Source organism: Pseudomonas sp. IT-P395 (assembly GCF_949767675.1).
Classification (GTDB): Bacteria; Pseudomonadota; Gammaproteobacteria; order Pseudomonadales; family Pseudomonadaceae; genus Aquipseudomonas.
The window spans coordinates 181,231-198,298 of sequence record NZ_CATKPW010000002.1 but is presented as its reverse complement, the minus strand read 5'-3'; the positions used below and the strand labels follow the sequence as shown (position 1 = coordinate 198,298).

Annotated in this window: 13 protein-coding genes; 7 read left to right on the top strand and 6 right to left on the bottom strand. The window is 60.9% G+C overall.

Features of this window, described 5'->3' with window-relative positions; all coding sequences use genetic code 11:
- Positions 1-77: 77 nt before the first annotated feature.
- Positions 78-716: an isochorismatase family cysteine hydrolase gene (locus tag ACM6IN_RS02125; RefSeq protein WP_123374968.1), complete on the top strand. Its 639-nt coding sequence runs from the start codon at positions 78-80 to the stop codon at positions 714-716.
- Positions 713-2,278, top strand: coding sequence for an aldehyde dehydrogenase (NADP(+)) (locus ACM6IN_RS02120; RefSeq protein WP_414915319.1), 1,566 nt, complete (start codon positions 713-715; stop codon positions 2,276-2,278). Before ACM6IN_RS02125 ends, ACM6IN_RS02120 begins: the two co-directional genes overlap by 4 nt.
- 27 nt (positions 2,279-2,305) lie before the next feature.
- Here the strand turns inward: ACM6IN_RS02120 and ptrR are convergent, their stop codons facing one another.
- Positions 2,306-3,184, bottom strand: a complete 879-nt coding sequence (gene ptrR / locus ACM6IN_RS02115) for a putrescine utilization regulator PtrR (protein WP_007910829.1) — start codon at positions 3,182-3,184, stop codon at positions 2,306-2,308.
- Positions 3,185-3,287: 103 nt separating this feature from the next.
- On the opposite strand from ptrR, the gene ACM6IN_RS02110 reads away from it, so the two are divergent.
- Positions 3,288-4,679 (top strand): aldehyde dehydrogenase family protein, encoded by a 1,392-nt coding sequence (locus ACM6IN_RS02110; RefSeq protein ID WP_414915318.1) that lies wholly within the window; start codon positions 3,288-3,290, stop codon positions 4,677-4,679.
- A gap of 249 nt (positions 4,680-4,928) precedes the next feature.
- Here the strand turns inward: ACM6IN_RS02110 and ACM6IN_RS02105 are convergent, their stop codons facing one another.
- On the bottom strand, positions 4,929-6,473 hold the full coding sequence (locus ACM6IN_RS02105) for an MFS transporter (RefSeq protein ID WP_414915317.1): 1,545 nt from the start codon (positions 6,471-6,473) through the stop codon (positions 4,929-4,931).
- A gap of 201 nt (positions 6,474-6,674) precedes the next feature.
- Between ACM6IN_RS02105 and ACM6IN_RS02100 the strand changes: the two genes are divergently transcribed.
- Positions 6,675-7,565: a LysR family transcriptional regulator gene (locus ACM6IN_RS02100; protein ID WP_414915316.1), complete on the top strand. Its 891-nt coding sequence runs from the start codon at positions 6,675-6,677 to the stop codon at positions 7,563-7,565.
- 3 nt (positions 7,566-7,568) lie between these two features.
- Here ACM6IN_RS02100 and ACM6IN_RS02095 read toward each other — a convergent pair whose 3' ends face one another.
- Complete coding sequence (locus ACM6IN_RS02095; RefSeq protein WP_414915315.1) at positions 7,569-8,738, bottom strand: DUF1624 domain-containing protein; 1,170 nt, start codon at positions 8,736-8,738, stop codon at positions 7,569-7,571.
- Between the two features lie 219 nt (positions 8,739-8,957).
- Between ACM6IN_RS02095 and ACM6IN_RS02090 the strand changes: the two genes are divergently transcribed.
- Both ACM6IN_RS02090 and ACM6IN_RS02085 read left to right on the top strand, forming a co-directional pair.
- Complete coding sequence (locus tag ACM6IN_RS02090; protein WP_007910822.1) at positions 8,958-9,554, top strand: paraquat-inducible protein A; 597 nt, start codon at positions 8,958-8,960, stop codon at positions 9,552-9,554.
- Positions 9,551-10,237 carry a paraquat-inducible protein A gene (locus ACM6IN_RS02085; protein ID WP_414915314.1) on the top strand — a complete coding sequence of 229 codons (687 nt, stop codon included), beginning with the start codon at positions 9,551-9,553 and terminating at the stop codon, positions 10,235-10,237. The genes ACM6IN_RS02090 and ACM6IN_RS02085 overlap by 4 nt, the downstream gene beginning before the upstream one ends.
- Here the strand turns inward: ACM6IN_RS02085 and ACM6IN_RS02080 are convergent.
- Positions 10,170-13,196 (bottom strand): FAD-binding and (Fe-S)-binding domain-containing protein, encoded by a 3,027-nt coding sequence (locus ACM6IN_RS02080; RefSeq protein WP_414915313.1) that lies wholly within the window; start codon positions 13,194-13,196, stop codon positions 10,170-10,172. The genes ACM6IN_RS02085 and ACM6IN_RS02080 overlap by 68 nt on opposite strands.
- A gap of 157 nt (positions 13,197-13,353) precedes the next feature.
- Between ACM6IN_RS02080 and ACM6IN_RS02075 the strand changes: the two genes are divergently transcribed.
- Positions 13,354-14,238: a LysR substrate-binding domain-containing protein gene (locus ACM6IN_RS02075; protein ID WP_042704979.1), complete on the top strand. Its 885-nt coding sequence runs from the start codon at positions 13,354-13,356 to the stop codon at positions 14,236-14,238.
- A gap of 97 nt (positions 14,239-14,335) precedes the next feature.
- Here ACM6IN_RS02075 and ACM6IN_RS02070 read toward each other — a convergent pair whose 3' ends face one another.
- Together ACM6IN_RS02070 and ACM6IN_RS02065 are read right to left on the bottom strand one after the other, a co-directional pair.
- On the bottom strand, positions 14,336-15,610 hold the full coding sequence (locus ACM6IN_RS02070; protein ID WP_095111498.1) for a glucarate dehydratase family protein: 1,275 nt from the start codon (positions 15,608-15,610) through the stop codon (positions 14,336-14,338).
- 30 nt (positions 15,611-15,640) lie between these two features.
- Positions 15,641-17,008, bottom strand: a complete 1,368-nt coding sequence (locus ACM6IN_RS02065) for an MFS transporter (RefSeq protein ID WP_095111499.1) — start codon at positions 17,006-17,008, stop codon at positions 15,641-15,643.
- Positions 17,009-17,068: the final 60 nt, after the last annotated feature.

The window sequence follows — 17,068 nt, the reverse complement described above, 5'->3', positions numbered from 1 at the left end:
TTACTATGATTATCATATCTACAGGATGCCGGGACAAGCCCTGTGCACCGATAATCCCATTGCCGGAGCAAGCCGCCATGTCGAATACCGCCTACCCGCTGGACAGAACCGCCTATCTGCTGGTCGATCCATACAACGATTTTCTGTCGGACGGCGGCAAGATTTTCCCTTTGATCAAACCGATGGCTGAACAGAACGGCCTGCTCGACAACCTGCGCAAACTCGACCGCACGGTGCGCGAGCTGAACATTCCGGTGGTCATCGTACCCCATCACCGCTGGGAAAAAGGCGACTACGAAAACTGGGATCACCCGACTCCCACGCAATGCAAAATCATGCACATGCATCATTTTGCTCGGGGCGAATGGGGCGGTGAATGGCACCCGGATTTTGCGCCGAAGGACGGCGATATCGTGGTTCAGGAGCACTGGGGTTCCAGCGGTTTTGCCAACACCGACCTGGATTTTCGCCTGAAGCAGCAAGGTGTCACCCACGTGATCATCGTCGGCTTGCTGGCCAACACCTGCATCGAAGCCACCGCGCGCTATGCCTCGGAACTGGGCTACCACGTCACCCTGGTCCGCGATGCAACGGCGGCCTTCAAAGCGGAAATGATGCATGCCGCCCACGAACTCAACGGCCCGACATTCGCGCACGTGATTGCCAGCACGGACGAACTGATTGCTCGACTCAAAGCCCAGGGTGAAGCGCAATGAATCTGACCGGCCACTTGCTGATCGGCGCGGCGGATGTCGCCGCCACCGAAGGCACGATGAAAGCCCTGAATCCGGCCACTGAACATTTGATCGAACCGGACTTCGCTTTCGGCGGTGCGGCACAGGTTGATCAGGCAGCGACACTTGCCGACGTGGCATTCGACCGCTACAGCCACACCTCGCTGGCCGAGCGCGCGGCGTTCCTCGAGAGCATCGCTGACAACCTCGACGCAGTACGCAGCGAACTGGCGGCACGCGCGGCACTGGAAACCGGACTGCCCGAAGCTCAGCTTGAGGGCGAAGCGTTGCGAGCCGCGACCCAGTTCCGCCAGTTCGCCGATGTGGTGCGCCGGGGCCGCTTTCTGCAATTGGCCATCGACCCGGCGCAACCCGAACGTCAGCCGCGCCCACGGATGGATCATCGCCTGCAAAAAATCGCCATCGGCCCGGTGGCGATTTTCGGCGCGAGCAACTTCCCGATTGCCTATTCGGTGGCGGGCGGCGATACCGCGTCGGCACTGGCGGCCGGGGCAACGGTGATTCTCAAGGCACACAACGCGCATCCCGGTGCCTCGGAAATCCAGGCCCGCGCCATTCGTAAAGCCGTGCAGGCGCATGGCTTGCCCGAAGGTGTTTTCTCGATGGTGCGCGGTGGCGGCAATGCCATTGGCCAAGCGCTGGTCGATCATCCGCTGATCAAAGCCGTGACCTTCACTGGCTCCGAACCGGGTGGCATGGCGCTCTATCGCCGCGCGCAATTGCGTCCCGAGCCGATCCCGGTGTTCACCGAGATGACCAGCGTCAACCCGACCTTCATCCTGCCCGAGGCACTGGCAGCTCGCGGCGCCGAGATCGGTGATGGCTTTATCGAACGCATGCTGGTCAACGTCGGCCAGGCCTGTTTGTGTCCGTCGATCCTGATCGCCATCCGCGGTGCGGGGTTTGATCAGCTGCGCAACGCCATGCGCAAACGGGTCAGCGAGGCACCGGCAAGGACAATGCTGACGCCGGGCATTCATGGCGCCTACGTCGAGGGGCTGATGGCCATGGAACGTGCCGGCGCGCAGCTGATCGCGGCAGGCACACCGGCCGAAGCCACGCTCGCCGGACGTGCTGCGTTGCTGGAAGTCGAGGGACACCAATTGCTCGGCGAACCAGAGTTGGCCCTCGAAGTGTTTGGTCCGTCGGCGCTATTGGTTGCTGTCAACGATGAGGCCGAGCTGCTGGCCGTCGCCCGTTCGTTCAAGGGTCAGCTCAGCGCGGCGATTCACCTTGAAACTATCGATCTGGAAGTGGCGCGGCGCCTGCTGCCGACTCTCGAACGGCGCACCGGACGCATCGTAGTCAACGCCTTCGCCCACCCACAGGAGGTGACCTTCGCCACCGTACACGGCGGGCCGTTTCCGGCTACATCGGACAGCCGCTTCACGTCGGTCGGCATGACCTCGATCGAGCGCTTCTTGCGGCCCGTGGCGTATCAGGGGTTTCCCGATGAGTTGTTGCCAGAGGTGTTGCGCGAAGGGAATCCGCTGAATCTGCCGCGCAGCGTCGACGGGCAATAACGGCGATCCGGTGCGCGGCAGCTGCGATCAAGCATCTGCACGCACCACCCCGCGCTCTTCCAGCAAGCGCACAAACATGCTCAAACTGCGCGACACCGTGCCCCGCCGCCACACCAGCCAGGTGGTCAGATAACGAAAGTCCGCCGCCAATGGCCAGACGCTGACGGTCGCACTGCCGGGCATGCTCTGGAGCATTTTGCGCGGCATCAAGGCCAGCCCGGCACCCGCACTGACACAGGCGAGCATGCCGTGGTACGACTCCATTTCGAAGATCTTGCCCGGGACCGCCGCGTCGGTGCTGAACCATTTTTCAAAGTGGTGACGGTAGGAGCAGTTGGAGCGGAAGGCATAAATGTTCTCGCCGTTTACGTCCGCTGCGCGCTCGACGGGGGCGTGATTGATCGGGGCGATGATGACCATTTCTTCCTCGAACGCCGGCACGCCTTCCAGCGTCGGATGCAGCACCGGGCCGTCGACAAAGGCTGCGGCCAGGCGCCCGGAGAGCACGCCGTCGATCATTGTGCCGGACGGCCCAGTGGACAGGTCGAGATCGACTTTCGGGTGCAACTGGTTGTACGCCGCCAGCAATTCGGGAATGCGCACCGCCGCCGTACTTTCCAGCGAACCCAAGGGAAAAGCGCCCTGCGGTTCCTCCCCCGCCACCGTCGCCCGCGCCTCTTGCACTAAGTCGAGAATGCGCCGTGCATATTCGAGAAAACTCCACCCTGCCGGCGACAGGCGCAAACGGCTTTTCTCGCGAATAAACAGATCAACACCCAGATCCTGCTCAAGCTGTTTGATCCGCGTGGTCAGGTTCGACGGCACGCGATGGATCTGCGCGGCGGCGGCACTGATGCTGCCGTGTTCGGCAACGGCTTTGAAGATTTCCAGCTGCACCAGATCCATAGTCATTCTCCATTCGTGAAAGAAACGATCTTTATTATTCAGTTTCCAGAAAACAAACACCACCCTACTCTAGGCTCATCCGACGAACCTGCAGGACGAAGCCATGAGCCAGATTTCCAGCCAGACCCACGCCATCTCGATCAACCCCGCCACCGGCGAGCAGATCGGCCACTACGCGTTTGAATCCGCCGCCGCCCTCGACGCCGCGCTGACCCGCGCAGCTTTCGGCTTCGGCAAATGGAAGCGCAAGCCGTTGCAGGATCGCTCGCGCTTGTTGACCGCGCTGGCCGCTGCGCTGCGTGAAACCAGCGATGCCATGGCGACGATGATCAGTCAGGAAATGGGCAAGCCCATTGCTCAGGCCCGTGGCGAAATCGAAAAATGCGCCAAGCTCTGCGAGTGGTACGCCGAGAATGGCCAGGCGATGCTCGACGCTGAGCCGACCCAGGTTGAAGGCGGCAAGGCGCGCATCGAGTACCGTCCGCTCGGCCCGATCCTCGCGGTCATGCCGTGGAACTTCCCGATCTGGCAAGTGCTGCGCGGTGCCGTTCCGGCGTTGATCGCCGGCAACACTTACGTGCTCAAACATGCGCCGAACGTGATGGGCAGCGCCTATCTGTTGCGCGATGCCTTCACCCGCGCCGGTTTCGCCGAAGGTGTTTTTGAGGTGATCAACGTCACTCCGGAAGGCGTTTCCACGGCCATCGCTGACCCGCGCATTGCCGCCGTGACCCTGACCGGCAGCGTACGTGCCGGCATGGCCATCGGCGCTCAGGCCGGTGCCGCATTGAAAAAATGCGTGCTGGAACTCGGCGGCTCCGATCCGTTTATCGTGCTCAACGACGCCGATCTGGATGAAGCAGTGCAAGCCGCTGTGATCGGTCGCTACCAGAACTCCGGCCAGGTTTGCGCCGCCGCAAAACGCCTGATCATCGAAGAAGGTGTGGTCGAGGAATTTACCCGCAAGTTCGTCGAGGCTACGCGAAAGTTGAAGGTCGGCGATCCATTGTCCGCTGAGACCTACATCGGCCCGATGGCGCGTTTCGATCTGCGTGATGAACTCGACCAGCAAGTGCGCGACACCCTGGAAGAAGGCGCGACGCTGTTGCTCGGCGGCGGCAAGTCCGAAGGTCCAGGCAACTACTACGAGCCGACCGTGCTGGCCGATGTCACCGACCGCATGACCTCGTTCAAACAGGAACTGTTCGGCCCGGTCGCTTCGATCATCACCGCCCGCGATTGCGCGCATGCTGTGGCCCTGGCCAATGACAGCGAGTTCGGCCTGACCGCAACCATTTACACCGCCAACGTGGCACTGGCGCAGCAACTGACCAGCGAACTGGACACCGGCGGCGTGTTCATCAACGGCTACTCCGCCAGCGATCCACGGGTGACCTTTGGCGGCGTGAAGAAGAGTGGCTTCGGTCGTGAGCTGTCGCACTTCGGCGTGCGCGAATTCTGCAACGCGCAGACCGTGTGGCTGGATCGCAAATAACCCAGACACCGGAAAACCCTGTGGGAGCGAGCCTGCTCGCGATAGCGGTGCATCAAGCGATGAAGATGCTGAATGCACCGGCCCCATCGCTGGCAAGCCAGCTCCCACAATGACTGCGGTGTAACCACTGATGCTGCAGACACCCTGGAACCCTGTGGAAGCTGGCTTGCCAGCGATCGCGGTGCATCAGTCGACGTTTATGCCAACTGATAGTCCGCTTTCGCGAGCAGGCTCGCTCCCACATTGGGTTTATGCGGCAGCCTGTTGTGGCTCTGTGACGCTGCGATCCTTGCTCAACAACCCCAGCACCACCGCCGCCGACACCAGCGTGATGACCGTCAGGATGTGCAGCAGATACTGGAACGCTGACGCATACCCTTCCACCAGACGCCCGTTGGCCAGCCCCGGAACAGTATTGATCGCATGCGCCATATCACCCGTGGTCACCCGGTGCGCGGTCTCGGCGATCAGCGACGCCTCGGCACTGCCTGTCACCGCGTGTACGGCACTCGACAGATCAGCGTGCAGCAATGACGCCAGCATCGCCGCGACAATCGCCAATGCAATCCCCTCACCCGCCACTCGCACGGTGCTGAAGATGCCCGCCGCCATGCCTGCGCGCTCTTTTGGCACGACACTGACCGACAAACCATCCATCAGCCCCCACGGCAAACCGGCGCCAATGCCGATCAGCAGCATCGGCACCACCAGCGCAAATTTCGCGTCACCGACGTTGTACAGGCTCAGCCAATGCAGGCCCACGGCAGCAATCAGGAACCCCGCGCCAGACAAGATGCCAGCGGAAACAAAACGCGCCAACGAGGCCGCCAGCATCGGCACCACCAGCATCGGTGCGGACAACGCCAGTAGCAGCAGACCGGCATCGATTTCGCTCAAGCCCTCAACGCCGATGAAGCGCAGCGGCAACATCACCACCAGCACGATGTAGCAGAAACACGTGCCGATCGGCAGCATCTGCACGCCAATGAATCGCGGATAACGGAACAGGGTCAGATCGAGCATCGGCCGTTCGACACGCGTTTCGACGATCACAAAAGCTGCCAGCAACAATGCCGAAGCGCCCAATAAAGTGATCACCAAAGGACTGTCCCAACCACTGTCCGGCGCCTGGATCAGGCCAAACGTGAACAGCGCCAGCATCACACTGAAAAGCAGTGTGCCCGGCCAGTCCAGCCCCTTGGCATCGGGGTCGCGGGTTTCGCGCATGCGCGGCAGACCGAAGACCATCGCTATCACGCCGATCAACGCCGTAAAGACAAAAATCGCCCGCCAGTTGAAGGCTTCAATCAATGCCCCTGCCACCAACGGCCCGAAGGCCAGACCAATGCCGAACGTCGTGCCGAGCACGCTGTACGCGCGGGTCCGGGCATGCCCTTCGAACTCCTGCGCCAACGCCGCCGAACCGCTGGCCAGCGCCGCTGCGCCCGCCACACCTTGAACGGCACGCAATACATCCAGCCAGAACACCGAAGGCGCCAGACTCTGCGCGATCGACGCGGCGGTAAACAACAACATGCCAACGGTGAACAGGCGTTTGCGTCCGTACACGTCAGCCAGCGCGCCAGCGGCCATCAGCAAACTGCCGAACGACAACATGAACGCATTGGTGATCCAGGTCAGCGCCACCGGACTACCGCCCAGATCGCGACCAATCGCGGGTGTCGCCACCGCACCGCCGGTAAAACTGAGCGGCAGCACCAGAGCCGAAAGGCACACGGCCGCGAGTATGAGCAACTTGTCGCGCGTTCCGTGCGGCTGAGTCATAGCGTTCATCATTCCATCCTTTGAGAATCAAAAAGCTGCATTACGCAGCGAATAAGGCGTGAAAAATCCAGAAAAATCCACCGAAGTTTGCAGGCCGTGAAAGTGAGAGCGAGCGGCCTCGAACGGGTCGAAGTTAAAGCGACTTTAAAGGCGTGCTACTGATGCGATAATCCCAACAATTTTGCATGACTTTGTGAAAGGCGTTCACAGATGAAATCGCCTTCAGCGGCGGATCTCAGCGTTTTCCTGTGCACCGCGCAGCACCTGAACTTCAGCAAAGCGGCCATCGAACTCGGCCTGAGCCCCTCCGCTCTTAGCCATTCAGTGAAGGCGCTGGAAAATCGCCTGGGCGTGCGTCTGTTCAATCGCACCACCCGCAGCGTGGCGTTGACCGAGGCTGGTGAGCGCCTGTACGCGCGATTGAAACCGGCCTTTCGCGACATCGACGATGCGCTGGAAGACCTCAACCATTTCCGCGACAAACCCTCGGGTAATTTGCGCATCACCTGCGGGCGGCAAGCCGGCGAATTGGTGTTGCTGCCGATTGCCAGTGAGTTTTTGCAGGTGTATCCGGACATTCGTCTGGAAGTGGTCGAGAGCGATGCGCTGCTGGATATCGTCGCCAATGGATTCGATGCCGGGGTGCGCTTCGGCGATCGCCTGGAGGCCGACATGGTGTCGCTGCCGATTGGCCCGACAATGCGTTCAGTGGTGGTCGGCTCACCGGCGTTTTTCCAACGCCACGCGGCGCCACAAAAGCCTGAGGACCTGCACGGACTGCCGTGCATCCGCCACCGCTACCCCAGCGGTTCGATGTACCGCTGGGAGCTTGAGCGCGGTGGCATTGCCCAGGAAATCGAAGTCAACGGCCCGCTGACCCTCGGCGATGTCAGCCTGATGGTCGGGCCAGCGCTGCAAGGGCTTGGTCTGGCTTATGTGTTCGAAGACATGGTCAGCGAACACCTGGCCAGCGGGCAGCTGGTGCAAGTACTGGCTGACTGGTGCCCCTGGTATCCGGGTCTGCACCTGTACTACCCGAGCCGGCGTCATGTGCCGGCAGCGCTCAAAGCGTTTATCGACTTCGTGCGCAACCGGCACTAGCGCTTACAGGTACTTCAGCCAGGCGATGTCGCGGCGACGGGCCTTCAACGCCGAGAACCAGCGCACCGCCGGGAACAGCGCAATCGCCAGAAAAACGGCCGCCAGCCAGATCGCCGAGACGGACGAAAAACCGAAATAGCTGCCCTGATTCATCCCGAACAGGGCCACGCCGATCAGGTACAACACCTTCAACGCGTACAGATGCAGCAGGTAGAAAAACATCGGTGCCGAACCGAAAACGGTTAGCCAGCGAATCCAGCGACGATCCTGTAACCGCTCGAACGCCAGTAGCAGCAACAGCCCGACGCTCACCGTCAGCGCGATAAACAGCAACGACGGTGGGTACTTGGTGATGTTGAAAAAACTCATCAGGGTTTGCAGCAGCGTGTCACCCACGGCCCATGGTTTCTCGCCATAACCGTTGATCAACCGCAACCCGACAAAACCCAGCAGTCCGGCGCTACCCGCAATCAGCAGATGCTGTTGACGAAACCCCGCTTCAACGCCGCGAGCAAACCACGGCCCCAGTGCATAACCGAGAACGATCACACCAATCCACGGCAACAACGGATAGGAGGTACGCAAACGCAGATTTTCGCTGACGTCGATCCAGCCACGATCATGCAAAATCGCCCAGGGCACATGCAGCGCCGACTCAATCGGAAAGTGCACCGCGTCGAGCAGGTTGTGTCCGGCGATGATCGTCAGGCTCAACGTCAGCAACAACCAGCGCGGCAGCCAGACCAGCAGCGACAAGGCGATCATGCTCAAGCCGATGGCCCAGATCACTTGCAGATAAATTACGCTCGGCGGCAACTGGAAGGTCCACGCGAAGTTCACCAGCGTGAACTCCAGCACCACCAGAAACAGACCGCGCTTGAACAGAAACGCACTGACATCGGCCTTGCCCGCGTACTTTTCACCGAACAACCACGCCGACAACCCGGTCAGCAAGACAAACACCGGCGCGCACAGATGCGCCAGAGTGCGGCTGAAAAACAGTGCCGGCTCGGTGCTGGCAATGTCCATCGGGTCACTGACCTGGCGGTGCAGCAAAAAGGTTTCGCGCACGTGATCCAGCAGCATGAACAGAATCACCAAGCCTCTGAGGGCGTCAATGGACAGCAGCCGGCCAGTGGTCAATGGGGCAGAACGAGGGAGCACAATCGTCATAAGCGTTTCGCAATCGAAAGGAAAACAACAGGGGCCACAAGGGCTACCCCTTAAAATTTGCGTTACCTTATAACATCAAAAAACAAAATCCAAACCCGGATCGACCGCGATATTCGGAAAAAACCCAGCTGATCGCGCCGCGCCATTTGCCCAATAGCCTCAGGCTTCTATAGTGATCAGGTCTCCCTTGCCCTTGCGGCCTGCTGTCGAGCGTTGTCCATGGTCAACACCGAACACCTGATCATCTGCGAGCACTGCGACTGCGTGTACGAAAAAGCCGTGCTGGCCAAACACCAGAAAACCTTGTGCGTGCGCTGCGGCGGCGTTCTCCAGCGTTTCAACGGTCTGAGCGTCGAACAGCGTTTGGCCCTGACATTCACGGCGGCGATGCTGTGGCTGTTCGCCAACTTCTATCCGGTGATGAGCATCAGCCTCAAAGGCCTGAAAAACAGTGCGACGCTGTGGGATTCGGTGCTGGCGCTGAGTCAGGGACCGATCACCTTCATGGCGATGGTCGCGGCGATTTCGATCATCATTGCCCCGGCGTTTCAACTGGTGCTGCTGGTCTGGGTGCTGAGCTTCGCGTTGTCCTCCCGACGCGCGCCGGGCTTCAAGCTGTGCATGCGCTGGCTGGAAACTCTGCGGCCGTGGAGCATGCTCGAAGTGTGCCTGCTGGGGGCGATGGTGGCGGTGTTCAAACTGGCCGGATTGCTCGACGTGTTGCCCGGCATCGGCCTGTTCGCGCTGGCCGTGCTGAGCTTGATGATGATCAGGATTGCCGGCCGCGACATCCGCGACCTCTGGGACATTTTATGAAACGGCCACCGACCGCCAGCGAACTCAATCTGTGCTTGTGCCACAGCTGCGGACTGGCCTGCGACATGACCGACGAGCCGCATGAATGTCCGCGTTGCGATGCGCCGCTGCACCGACGCAAGACCAACTCGCTGACCCGCACCTGGGCCTACATGCTCGCGGCGCTGGCGTTTTACGTGCCGGCCAATCTGCTGCCGGTGATGAACACCACCATGCTCGGCAGCGGCGCCGACAGCACGATCATGAGTGGTGTACTGGAGTTCTGGGAGCACGGCGCGTGGGACATCGCCCTGATCATTTTCATCGCCAGTATCGCCGTGCCGGGAGTCAAGTTCGTCGCCCTCACGCTGCTGTTGATGACCGTGCAACGCGACAGCGCCTGGGCGCGCAAGGAGCGCTCGAAGCTGTACCGCTTCGTCGAGCTGATCGGCTATTGGTCGATGCTCGACGTGCTGGTGGTGGCGCTGGTCGCAGCATTGGTGAAGTTTCAGGCGCTGGGCGATATCGAACCACGACCGGGCATTCTGTTTTTCGGCCTGGTCGTGGTGTTTACCATGCTCGCGGCGATGAGTTTCGATCCGCGCCTGATCTGGGACAAGGACACGGGCGACACCCTCAGCGACGCTGAACCTCAAGCAGCACCTGCAACGGATGACGCAGTGCCTGATCCGACTGGCGCTTGACCTGACTGCGGCACGAATAACCGGTCGCCAGTGCTTCGCCCTGCTCCGCCGGCGCGTCGACCTGACGGGCCCACGACTGCTCGTAGATCACCGCCGAGGTCTGGCGATTGCGCGCCTCGTGGCCGTAAGTGCCGGACATGCCGCAGCAACCGGTGGATTGTGTGGCCAGCTTCAAACCAGCGCGTTCGAACACCTGCTCCCACTGTCGGGTCGCGGCCGGGGCGTTGGTTTTCTCGGTGCAATGGGCGAGCAGTCGGAACGCTGCGGTTTTATCCTGCGCCGCCTGCTCCGGCATCACCTTGAGCAACCACTCCTGCACCAGCGCCACTTCCGGGCATTGCTGCATACCGGGGACTTTCAGGTATTCCTGGCGATACACCAGCGTCATCGCCGGATCGAGGCCCAACAACGGCACGCCCACATCGGCCAATTCGCGCAACTGTCGGGCATTGCGCAGTGCCGCGCGGTTGAACGCCGAGAGGAAGCCCTGCACATGCAATGGCTTGCCGTTGGCGCTGAACGGTGCGAGATACACCTGATAGCCAAGGCGCGAAATCAGCTCGACCAGATCGGCCAACAGTGGCGCTTCGAAGTAGCGCGTAAAGGCGTCCTGCACGATGACCACGCTGCGCTCGCGTTGCGCCTCGGTCAGCGCCGACAGAGTCGACACCGTCGCCGGTTGCACCTGCCAACGGCGCATCGCCGCATGGAAATCAAAACGACTGAGTAACGGCACGTCGATCATGCCGCCGACCCGTTCCAAGCTGCCGCGAACAAATGAAGCGCTCATCAAGCCGTTGTACAGCGCCGGAATCCGCGCCATGTACGGAATGCTGTACTCCAGCGAAGCAATCAGATAATCGCGTGCCGGACGCAGATAACGGCTGTGATACAGCTCGAGAAAGCGCGAACGAAACTCCGGCACATTGACCTTCACCGGGCACTGCCCTGCGCAGGATTTGCACGCCAGGCAGCCGGCCATGGCGTCGTAGACTTCGTGGGAGAAGTCTTCGGCCTGCGTACGGCTGTTGCGCCAGCGCTGCCACAAGGTGCTGAAAAACGCCGGTTTGCGAATGGCATCGGACAACACGTCGACACCCGCCTCGCCCTGCAAACGCAGCCACTCGCGAATCAACGAGGCGCGGCCCTTGGGCGATTGCGCACGCTCGCGGGTGGCTTTCCACGACGGGCACATCGCATCGTCAGGGTCGAAGTTGTAGCAGGCGCCGTTGCCATTGCAATGCATGGCGGCGCCGTAGTCCTGCCAGACTTTTTCGTCGATCTGCCGATCCAGTTCACCGCGCAAAGTCACTTCGTCGATTTTCAGCAGCGCCGCGCCGGTGTTGGCCGGGGTGGCAATTTTGCCCGGGTTGAACTGGTTGAACGGGTCGAACGCGGCTTTCAAGGCTTGCAGGGCCGGATACAGCTCACCGAAAAATGCCGGCGCGTATTCCGAGCGCAAGCCTTTGCCATGCTCGCCCCACAGCAGGCCGCCGTAACGTTGGGTCAACGCGGCGACGCCATCGGACACCGGACGCACCAGCGCCGCTTGCTGCGGGTCTTTCATGTCGAGGATCGGCCGCACGTGCAGCACGCCTGCATCGACATGACCGAACATGCCGTACTGCAAACCGTGGCTGTCGAGCAGGTCGCGCAACTCGGCGATGTACTCGGCCAGGTGCTGCGGCGGCACCGCAGTGTCTTCGACAAACGGCTGCGGCCGCGCTTCACCGGCGACGTTGCCGAGCAGGCCTACCGCACGTTTGCGCATGCCGTAGACTTTGTTCACCGCTGCGTGGCCGACCGCCAGCGTGTGGCCCAAACGCTCAACCGTGCGGTCGCTGCTCAAGTGTTCGACGAATGCTTCGACCCGGCGCTGCAAATCCTCCGGATCGTCGCCGCAGAACTCCACCAGATTGATGCCCAGGGTCGGGCGCTCGGCGCTTTCCGGGAAATACTCGGCGACGCCGTGCCAGACGATGTCCTGCATCGCCAGCAGCAAGACTTTCGAGTCTACGGTTTCGATCGACAACGGTTTGAGCGCCATCAAGGCGCGGGCGTCGCGCAACGCGTCCATGAACCCGGCGTAGCGGATGTTCACCAACATCGTGTGTTTGGGGATCGGCAACACGTTCAGACGCGCCTCGACGACAAACCCCAGCGAGCCTTCAGCACCGCACAGCACGCTGTTGAGGTTGAAACGGTTATCCGCCTCACGCAGATGCGCCAGGTCATAACCGGTCAAGCAGCGGTTGAGATCGGGGAAACGCTCTTTGATCAGCTCGCCCTGTTCATCAATGATCTGCCGCGCGCAACGGTAGACTTCACCGACGCGATCGTCGCGGGCGCACAGTGCTTCAAGTTCACTCTCTTCCAGTGGCTGGCCGTGCAGGCGCTCGCCACCGCGCAGGACCATATCGAGTTCAAGCACGTGGTCGCGGGTCTTGCCGTAGGTGCAACTGCCCTGACCGCTGGCGTCGGTATTGATCATGCCGCCGACGGTGGCGCGGTTGGAGGTCGACAGTTCCGGGGCGAAAAACAGCCCGGCGGATTTCAGCGCAGCGTTGAGCTGATCCTTGACCACCCCGGCCTGCACGCGCACCCAGCGCTCCTCAACATTGATTTCGAGGATGCGGTTCATGTGCCGCGACAGGTCGACGACGATGCCATCGGTCAGCGATTGGCCGTTAGTGCCGGTGCCACCGCCGCGCGGGGTGATCACCACTTGCTGGTACGCCGGTTCGGCGATCAGTCGTGCGACCCGTGCCACGTCATCGGCATCCATCGGAAACACCGCCGCTTGCGGCAGGCGCTGGTAGATCGAGTTGTCGGTCGCCAGCACCACGCGGCTGGCGTAATCGGCGCTGATTTCACCGCGAAAACCGCTGTTCTTCAGGGCGTTGAGGAACTGTTGGTAATCGCTGGTCAGGACTTTCGCGGGGGACAGCTGGGCAATCATCGGTCAGGTTATCTCGGTCAAATCGGGCCGTGTGGCGGTGAACAGTTGTACGCAACGAATGATTGCGTCAGGCTCCGCCATCTCATGGTGCCCATGTTCATTGCTGGCGAACGCCGGGACAACCGTAAATTCGACCCGCTATTGATGACTTTTACGAATGAATCCGCGCACGCTCACGCCCTCCATGTCGTTATTGCTGGCTTTCGAGGCCGCCGCGCGCCACGAAAGCTACACCCGCGCCGCCCATGAACTGTCGCTGACGCAGAGTGCGGTCAGCCGTCAGGTGCAGATTCTCGAGAAAATGCTCGGCATGCGTTTGTTCAGCCGCGAAGGCCGGCAAGTGGTACTGACCGATGTCGGGCGCATGTATCAGCGCGAACTCGCCGAAGCGCTTGGGCAGATTCGCAGCGCGACGTTGCAGGCTATGGCATTTGGTTCGGGCATTCACAGTTTGCGCCTGGCGACGCTGCCGACCTTCGGCTCGAAATGGTTGCTGCCACGGCTGAAGGATTTCTACACCGCGCATCCGGGCATGACCGTGCATTTGCATTCGCGGATCGAAGCAATCGACTTCGATACCAGCGAAATCGATGCAGCGATCTGTGTTGGCGGCGGTGACTGGCCGGGATTGACCGCCCTGCCCCTGCATACCGAAGAATTGGTAGTGATCGCCAGCGCGCAGTTGTCCGACGCCGAACGCGATGACGCCCAACAGCACATCGCCGGGCAACTGCTGCTCAATGTCAGCAGCAATGCTCAGGCCTGGGCGGAGTGGTTCAGTCATCACGGCTTGCCGCACCGCAGCATGCGCATCGGCCCGAGTTTTGAAATGACCTCGCACTTGATTCAAGCGGTGCGGGCCAATATTGGCGTGGGGCTGGTGCCGCGAATTCTGGTTGAGGATGAGTTGTTGAATGGTGAACTGCTGCAACTGGGTGAACCAATTACCAGTCGCCGCAGCTATTACCTGGTATATCCGCCGCGCAATGAGAATTTGCCATCGCTGAAAGCGTTTCGGGATTGGCTGCTAGAAACGTTGTAACCATGAGGACGCCAATCGCGAGCAGGCTCACTCCTACAGTTGGAATGCGTTTCCCTGTAGGAGTGAGCCTGCTCGCGATGGCGTCAATTCAGACACCTCAAAATCTCGGCTTGATCGCCCTCCAATCCGGCTTGTAACGCTGCATCTGCCGCACATCATCACGCTGGCGAATCCCGCACGTCAGGTACTGATCATGCAGCTTGCCCAACTGATCATGGTCCAGCTCCAGCCCAAGCCCCGGCGCCCGAGTGATCTTCACGCAGCCATCGACAATCGGCAGTTTGCCGCCCTTGATCACTTCTTCGTCCGGTTCCTGCCACGGGTAATGGGTGTCACAGGCGTAATCCAGATTCGGCACCGCCGCCGCGACATGCGCCATCGCCATCAGGCTGATGCCCAGGTGCGAATTGGAATGCATCGACACACCAACGCCGAATACATCGCACATCTTCGCCAGCGTTTGCGTGTCGCGCAGGCCGCCCCAGTAATGGTGGTCAGCAAGGACGATCTGCACGCTGTTCTGCGCAACGCTGCGACGGAACTCGGCGAAATCGGTGACCACCATGTTGGTCGCCAGCGGCAGACCAGTGCGCTTGTGCAGTTCGGCCATGCCGTCGAGGCCAGGGGTCGGGTCTTCGTAATATTGCAGATCATCGCCGAGCAATTCGGCCATGCGAATCGAGGTTTCCAGTGACCAGTTGCCATTCGGATCGATGCGCAGCGGGTAGCCGGGAAAGGCTTTTTTCAGCGCCTTGATGCACGCCACTTCATGCTCCGGCGGCAACGTACCGGCCTTGAGCTTGATGCTCTTGAAGCCGTACGCCTCGATCATCCGCGCAGCTTGCGCAACAATCTGTTGTTCGCTGAGTGCTTCGCCCCAGTTGTCCGGTTTATAGGGCGAATCGACATGCTGCGCGTACTTGAAGAACAGATAGGCGCTGAACGGTACCTCATCGCGAATCGCGCCGCCGAGCAGGTCCACCAGCGGCACATTCAGGTAATGCGCCTGCAAATCGAGGAAAGCCACTTCGAACGCCGAATAGGCATTGCTCACCGCTTTACTGGCGTGGGAACCGGGGGCCAGTTCGGCACCGGCGAGACTGGCAGGTTTGTTCGCGGCAACGGTCGCCTGGACGATGGCGCGCAACTGGTTGAGATTGAACGGGTCGAGGCCGATCAGTTGCGCCTGCAATTGCTGCTGGATCGCCAGCGCCGGGGCATCGCCATAACTTTCGCCGAGGCCGATGTAGCCGTTGTCGCTTTCGATCTCGATGATCGAGCGCAAGGCGAAGGGTTCATGAATGCCGCTGGCGTTGAGCAGCGGCGGATCACGGAAGGCAATCGGGGTCACGGTGACTCGGGTGATTTTCAAGATAACGCTCCTGACAGATCAACAATCAATTCAATGGCTCGCGGCCGGGCTGGCCGTCACAACAACGGCGGTCTCGTCATGGGGCTTTGCCAGGGATTTACCCTTGGCACCCGGCGCGGTGCGGGCGAAAAAGATCACCACCGCAGCGATCAGCGACGTCGCCGCCAGGCCATACAGTCCGCCCTCAATGGAGCCAGTGGTTTCTTCGAGGAAGCCGAACGCCGTCGGCGCAACGAAGCCGCCGAGGTTGCCGATGGAGTTGATCAGCGCGATCACCGCAGCGGCGATACGCGCATCCAGATAGCTTTGCGGAATCGGCCAGAACAACGCCGACGCAGCCTTGAAGCCGATGGCGGCGAAACAGATGGCAACGAAGGCGAAGATCGGCCCGCCAATGGTCGACATGAACATGCCGATCGCCGCGATCACCAGCGTCAGCGCCACCCACGCCTGCTGGAATTTCCACTTGCCGGCCATCGCCGCAAAACCGTACATGGCGACAATCGAAATGATCCATGGGATCGAATTAAGCAGGCCAACCTGAAAGTCGCCGAGATTGCCCATTTTCTTGATCATGCTCGGCAGCCAGAACGTCGCGCCGTAAATGGTCAGGGCAATGGAAAAGTAGATGAAGCAGAACAGCGCAATCTGCCGGTCCGCCAACAACTTGAACATCGACGGCTTGGCCACCTGCACCGCTTCGCGGGCACGCTGTTCTTCGGCAATTGCCGCCACCAACGCCTCACGTTCCTCCTCGCTCAACCACTTGGCCTGACGCGGATGCGATTGCAGCCAGAACCAGACAAACGCGCAAAGCACCACCGAGGCTGCGCCCTCGATCAAGAACATCCACTGCCAGCCATGCAGACCCAAGCCGCTGATGTGCAGCAGCGCACCGGACACCGGACCGGAGATCACCGAGGCAATCGCCGAACCGCTGAGAAACACCGCCATGGTCTTGCCGCGCTCGGAGGCTGGCAGCCATTGGGTGAAGTAATAAATGATTCCCGGAAAGAACCCCGCCTCGGCCGCACCAAGAATAAAGCGCAGCACATAGAAACTGGTTTCACCTTTGACGAAGGCCATGGCCATGGCGGCAGCGCCCCAGGTGAACATGATCCGCGTCAGCCAGACTCGCGCGCCGTAACGTTGCAGAAGCATGTTGGACGGCACTTCGAACAGCGCATAGCCAACGAAGAACAATCCGGCGCCGAGGCCGTAAGCCGCCGCGCCGATGCCCAGATCGGTTTCCATGTGACTGCGCACGAAACCGATGTTGACCCGATCGATGTAGTTGACGATGAACATCACCACGAACAGCGGCAGCACGTGGCGCTTGACCTTGGCGGCGGCACGGGCGAGCACCGTGACGTCCAGCGGACTCTGGAGGGTTTTCAAAGGCGACTCCCGATCTTGTTTTTTTAGGGATGGCGTGAAGCGTTGAGCCGATCATGGACG

Excerpts from the sequence above, each read along its gene's own strand:
- ACM6IN_RS02125 (WP_123374968.1), top strand. The coding sequence starts at position 78 with ATGTCGAATACCGCCTACCCGCTGGACAGAACCGCCTATCTGCTGGTC.
- ACM6IN_RS02120 (WP_414915319.1), top strand. The coding sequence starts at position 713 with ATGAATCTGACCGGCCACTTGCTGATCGGCGCGGCGGATGTCGCCGCC.
- ptrR (WP_007910829.1), bottom strand. The coding sequence starts at position 3,184 with ATGGATCTGGTGCAGCTGGAAATCTTCAAAGCCGTTGCCGAACACGGC.
- ACM6IN_RS02110 (WP_414915318.1), top strand. The coding sequence starts at position 3,288 with ATGAGCCAGATTTCCAGCCAGACCCACGCCATCTCGATCAACCCCGCC.
- ACM6IN_RS02105 (WP_414915317.1), bottom strand. The coding sequence starts at position 6,473 with ATGAACGCTATGACTCAGCCGCACGGAACGCGCGACAAGTTGCTCATA.
- ACM6IN_RS02100 (WP_414915316.1), top strand. The coding sequence starts at position 6,675 with ATGAAATCGCCTTCAGCGGCGGATCTCAGCGTTTTCCTGTGCACCGCG.
- ACM6IN_RS02095 (WP_414915315.1), bottom strand. The coding sequence starts at position 8,738 with ATGACGATTGTGCTCCCTCGTTCTGCCCCATTGACCACTGGCCGGCTG.
- ACM6IN_RS02090 (WP_007910822.1), top strand. The coding sequence starts at position 8,958 with ATGGTCAACACCGAACACCTGATCATCTGCGAGCACTGCGACTGCGTG.
- ACM6IN_RS02085 (WP_414915314.1), top strand. The coding sequence starts at position 9,551 with ATGAAACGGCCACCGACCGCCAGCGAACTCAATCTGTGCTTGTGCCAC.
- ACM6IN_RS02080 (WP_414915313.1), bottom strand. The coding sequence starts at position 13,196 with ATGATTGCCCAGCTGTCCCCCGCGAAAGTCCTGACCAGCGATTACCAA.
- ACM6IN_RS02075 (WP_042704979.1), top strand. The coding sequence starts at position 13,354 with ATGAATCCGCGCACGCTCACGCCCTCCATGTCGTTATTGCTGGCTTTC.